This is a genomic window from Kitasatospora sp. NPDC058032, assembly GCF_042885845.1.
In the GTDB taxonomy this organism is placed as follows: domain Bacteria; phylum Actinomycetota; class Actinomycetes; order Streptomycetales; family Streptomycetaceae; genus Kitasatospora.
In genome coordinates, this window is record NZ_JBHVRK010000007.1 from 299,964 (window position 1) to 305,300 (window position 5,337).

The window sequence follows — 5,337 nt, forward strand, 5'->3', positions numbered from 1 at the left end:
GTCAGCCACTGGCCCGGCGGCCGTGGACGGCGCGGGCGAGGCCGTCCCGTCGGCCGACCGCACGGACGACGCCGGGGGCTCCGGCACGACCGGCCCGGCGGACGCCGAGAACACGGGCGCGCCACCGGCAACCCGCACGGCCGCCGCCGAGGGCGCGGGCACGGCCACGCGCCCCACGGCCGGGGCAAGGGCGGTCAGGGCCGCGAGGCCGGCTGCCGCCGCGGCGGCGCCGGGGCGGGTGCGGGTGGTGGTCACGTGGGGCTGCCGGGGCGGTCCAGGGCGATGTCCTCGGGCAGCAGGAGGCTCAGCTCCGACAGGTCCGCGACGTCCAGGCGGCTGAGGCGGCCGGCCTGGCGGGTGATCATGCCTTCCAGGGTCTGCCGGGCGAAGCGGCCGTTGCCGAAGGTGCGGTCGCGCGGGACGGCGGCGAACAGGTGCTCCAGGGTGGCCAGGGTCTCCGGGGCGCACGTGTACCCGGCGGACTCGGCGTGGTTGCGGACGATGGTGACCAGCTCGGCGTCCGCGTAGTGGCCGAAGTCGATCTGGCGGGAGAACCGGGAGGCGAGGCCGGGGTTGGAGGACAGGAAGTGCCGCATCTCGTCGTCGTAGCCGGCGACGATCACCACCACCTCGTCGCGGTGGTCCTCCATCAGCTTCATCAGGGTGTCCACGGCCTCCTGGCCGAAGTCGCCGCCGCCCCCGTGCCGGGGTGTCAGGGTGTACGCCTCGTCGATGAACAGCACGCCGCCGCGGGCCCGGTCGAACGCCTCCTTGGTGAGCTGGGCGGTGTGGCCGACGTAGCGGCCGACCAGGTCGGCGCGGGCGGTCTCGACGAGCTGGCCGCCGGGCAGCACGCCCAGTTCGGCGAGCAGCCGCCCGTAGAGCCGGGCGACCGTCGTCTTGCCGGTGCCGGGCGGGCCGGCGAAGACCAGGTGGTGGCTGATGGTGGCGGTCGGCAGCCCGGCCTCCTCGCGGCGGCGGACCTGGCGGATCAGGTTGACCAGGTCCTCGACCTGGGCCTTGGCGGCGGGCAGGCCGACCAGTGCCCGCAGCTCGGCGAGCGGTTCGGTGCCGTCGGCCTCCTTGACGGGCGGTTCGAGCTCCACGCCGACGTCCTCGGGGACGAGCAGCGCGAGGTCCTCGTCGCTGATCTCGGCCTGCTCGGCGAGCCGGGTGGCCTGCCGGTCGACCATCTCCTCGAAGACCTTGCGGGCCGACCGGCCGTTGCCGAAGTCCTCGCCGCGCGGCATCCGTTCGAAGAGCACGGTGAGCGCCGCGCCGGTGCCCTCGGCCAGTTCGTAGCCGTGGCCGCCGGCGGCGCGTTCGACGATGGTGACCAGCTCGTCGACCTCGTAGTTGGCGAACTCGACGGTCCGGCTGAACCGGGAGGCGAGGCCGGGGTTGGAGGCCAGGAAGTCGCCGATCTCGGCGGAGTAGCCGGCCACGATCACCACGATGTCGTCGCGGTGGTCCTCCATCAGCTTGACCAGGGTGTCGATCGCCTCGCGGCCGAAGTCCGGGCCGGAACCGGAGCCGGAACCGGCCGAGAGGGTGTACGCCTCGTCGATGAACAGCACGCCGCCGAGCGCCTGCTGGAACACCTCGGTGGTCTTGATGGCCGTGCCGCCGATGATCGAGGCGACCAGGTCGGCCCGGGCCACCTCGGTCAGGTGCCCGCTGCGCAGCACGCCCAGCTCGGCGAGGATGGCGCCGTAGAGCCGGGCGACGGTGGTCTTGCCGGTGCCGGGCGGGCCGGCGAAGACCAGGTGGCGGCCCATCGGGAGGGCCGGCATGCCGGCCAGTTCGCGGCGACGGGCCAGCTTGTTGAGGTTGACCAGGGTGGCCACCTGCTCCTTGACGCCGGCCAGGCCGACCAGCGACTCCAGCACCTCCAGCGGGCCGGGCGGCGCCGCCGGAACGGGCGGGCGGGCGGCTTCCGCGCCGGGTCCGGCGCCGGGTCCGGCGTCCCCGGCGGGGGCGGGCGGGCCGTCGGTGCGCCCGGTGCCGTTGCCGGTGGCGGCGGTGGCGGTGCCGTGCGCGTCGGGCAGACCGTTCTCCTCGCTGGTCAGCTGCTCGACGGCGAGCCGTTCGTTGGGCGCCGTCTGCCGCAGGCCGGAGCCGCGGTTGCGGGCCAGGGTGCAGCCGGTGAGCCGGACCGCGTCGGTGGAGTCGAGGCGCACGCCGTCGCCGATGTTCTCGACCGCGTCGACCTGGGCCAGGACGGCCCGGCCGCCGGCGCCGATCCGCACGCCGTGCCGACGGTTGCCGTGGGTCCGGACCCGGGTGCAGGTCAGCTCGCCGCCGTCGTCGGCCGCGAGGCCGTCCTCCCCGGAGCCGATGACCTCGCAGTCGCGCAGCGCGGCCCGCCCCACCTTGCCGACCAGCACCCCGGTGCCCTTGGCGCCGCGCACCACGGCCGCGCCGAGGAAGGTGTCCGCGCCGTCGGCGATCCGCACCCCGGCGCGTCCGGCGTCCACCACCTCGACGCCCTCCAGCCGGCCCCGGCCGTCGCGCAGCGCCTCGACGCCGTCGGCGCCCGCGCCGGTGACGGTCAGGTGCCGCACCCTCGGGTTGGCGCCGCCGCCGATCGACAGGCCGGGGCCGGTGACGTCCCGGACCTCCAGCCGGTCGATGTCGGCGGCGCTCTCCTCCGCGAGTTCGACGCCGGCCGCACCGCAGTCCCGGACGACGGTGCGGGTGAGCACCGGTCCGGCGGACTCCCCGACCCAGATGCCGGTGCCCTCGGCGCCGGACACCTCGCACTGCTCGAACTTCCCGCGCGAGCGGCCGGTGATGTGGATGCCGTGGCCGGCCGTGCGGGCGGTGGTGCAGCGCAGCAGCTCGGGGTCGGTACCGCCGGCCAGCGCGATGCCGTGCCCGGTGGTGGCGCTGACCGTGCAGTCCTCCAGCACGACCCGCGCGGCGGAGCTGATGTAGACGCCGATGGTGGTGTCGCGGACGGCGGTGCGCACCAGCCGGGTGGTGGACCGTTCCTCCAGCGCGACGGCGGGCTTGTCGGTGACCGAGATCTCGCAGTCCTCGAAGGTGCCGCGGGCCTCGCCGTTGGCGCACACGCCGTTGCCCCGGGCGTCGCGCAGCACGCAGTTGCGCAGCAGCGGGTTGGCCCGCTCCCCGACCACCACGGCCGAGCTGCCGAGGTGCTCGATCACGCAGTCCTCGATCACGCTGGTGCCGGTGGAGGTCTCGACGATGCCGGCGCCGGCCGGGTTGGTGACCCGGCAGTCGCGCATGGCGAGCGAGCCCTGCTGGCGGGTGAGGACGGCCGTCCAGGAGCTGCCGACCACCTCGCAGTCGGAGAGCGCGGCCTGCCCGCGCGGCACGTCGACGGCGGGCAGTTCCTCGTCCTGGCCCTGCACGACCAGGCCGGTGAGCTGGACGGCCTCGGCCACCACCTGGACGACGCAGCCGCGCCGGGCGGTGATCCGGACGCTGCCGCGCGGCTCCTCGGCGGTGATGGTGACCATCTTGGTGATGACCAGGTTCTCCTCGTAGCGGCCGGGGCGGACGGAGATCACCGCCCCGCTGCGGGCCGCCGCGAGTGCGTCGCCGATCGTGCGGTACGGGCCGCCCCGCTGCTCCGGGCACACCGTCAGCACATGGCGCGACATGGCCTTCCTCTCCTGGGGGTCTTCATCGGTCGTCGGGGGACGGGCACGGACGGGGCGGGGCAGGGGTGGAGCGGAGGCGGAGGCGCGTCAGGAGGCGGTGCAGTCGGCGCGGACGGCGGAGGCCGCGAGGTGCGCCTTGTCCGTGGCGGTGCCCGCCCAGTCGAGGCCGCGCGAGTGCAGCATCACGGAGATCTTGCCGCCGGTGACCGCGAAGGTCTTGTCGGCGGTCACCCAACTCCCCCGACTGGTGGTCTGGTTGACCGAGAAATCGCCGATGGTGCCGCTGTTCGGCGTGGAGCTGTTCTGGACGGTGTAGTAGGCGGGAGCGCCGCCGACCGCCTTGAGGTCGGAGTTGTTCGGGACGTAGACGGAGATCCTGCAGGTACCCGTCGCGACCGGGGCGGTGGAGAACGTCCAGACCACCGCGTTGCTGCCGTCGTCCTTGGTCGCCGAGCCGGACATCGGCATCGACACGTACTTGCCGTTGCAGCCCGAACCGCTGTACCCGCCGGCGGAGTTGGTGATCCAGCCGGTGGTGCCCTGCTCCCACCAGCCGTGCTGGGCGTAGGCGACGGAGGAGGTGCCGCAGTTGGAGCCGCCGATGGCGCTGTAGGTCGCCTTCGCGGCGGCGGGCGGCGGGGCCGGCTGCTGCGGGGCCGAGGGCTGGGGGGCGGGCTGCTGGGGCGCCGGCTGCTGCGGGGCGGGTTGCTGGGGCGCCGGCTGCTGGGGCGCGGGCTGCTGCGGCTGCTGGGGGGCCGGCTGCTGCGGCGCGGGCTGGTTCGGAGCGGGCTGCTGCGGCGCGGGCTGCTGACCGGCGGCGGGCTGCTGCACCGGCTTGCCGCCCCCGTTCGGCTGCTGCGTCGTCCCGTTCGCGGGCGACCTGCCCGCCGGGGCCGTCCCGCCGCCCGGCTGGGCGCCCGGGTTCACCGGGACTCCGGCCGTGCCGCCGCCCGGGGCGAGGCCGGGGACGGTGCCCGTCGTGTTCGCCGGCGGGGTGGCGGCGGTGGCCGGGTTCTCCCCCGTCGCGGCCGGGTCGGTGGGCGCCGGGGTCGGGGCTCCGGTCACCGGCGGGTCGGTGGGCGCGGGCGGCACCGGGAGTTCGCCGATCTCCGGGCCGTCGACGAGCTGGTGGTCCGCCTGGTTCACCCCGCGGCCGTCGCCCTTCTTGTCCTCGGCGCGGTCGGGGCCGTCGGTGAGCAGGAACGGCAGGCCCATCAGCACCACGCCGGCCGTGGCCGCCGCGACCAGTGCGGGCCGCTTGAACCGCCGGCGGCCGGACGGCTCGACGGGCTCGACGGCCTCGGGGTAGTCGGCCTCCCCGGACAGCGGTTCCAGGCCCCCGGGCTCGGCACCGGGCCCGTAGCCGGGGTCGGGCGCGGCGGCGGAGCCCGGGTCCGCCGGGGTCACCGGTCCGTACTCCGGCACGGCGACCTGCTCGGTCGGGGCCTCCGCCGTCCCGGTCCCGGTTCCGGAGGCGGCGGCGGAGGCGGCCTGCGGGCCACCGGACTCGGCCGGCCCCTCCTCCATCTCCCAGTCCATCGACGGCAGCTGGATACCCGCCGCCCCACCCCGAGTCCTGTTCCCGCCCGTACTCGTGCTCACCACAGCTCCTCGGCCTCGCATGCCGTCCCCGGTCGACGGGATCACCCGGCCGACAGGACGTCGGGTGCTCCCAATCCGTAGCTACGGCCGGGCCCGGCCGTACGGT

2 protein-coding genes are annotated in these 5,337 nt (G+C 75.7%); both read right to left on the minus strand.

Going from position 1 to position 5,337, the window contains the following annotated elements; genetic code table 11:
* Positions 1 to 251: 251 nt before the first annotated feature.
* Positions 252 to 3,629, minus strand: coding sequence for a right-handed parallel beta-helix repeat-containing protein (locus tag ACFVUH_RS14795; protein ID WP_387913495.1), 3,378 nt, complete (start codon positions 3,627 to 3,629; stop codon positions 252 to 254).
* 87 nt (positions 3,630 to 3,716) lie between these two features.
* Complete coding sequence (locus ACFVUH_RS14800) at positions 3,717 to 5,231, minus strand: hypothetical protein (RefSeq protein WP_387913497.1); 1,515 nt, start codon at positions 5,229 to 5,231, stop codon at positions 3,717 to 3,719.
* Positions 5,232 to 5,337: the final 106 nt, after the last annotated feature.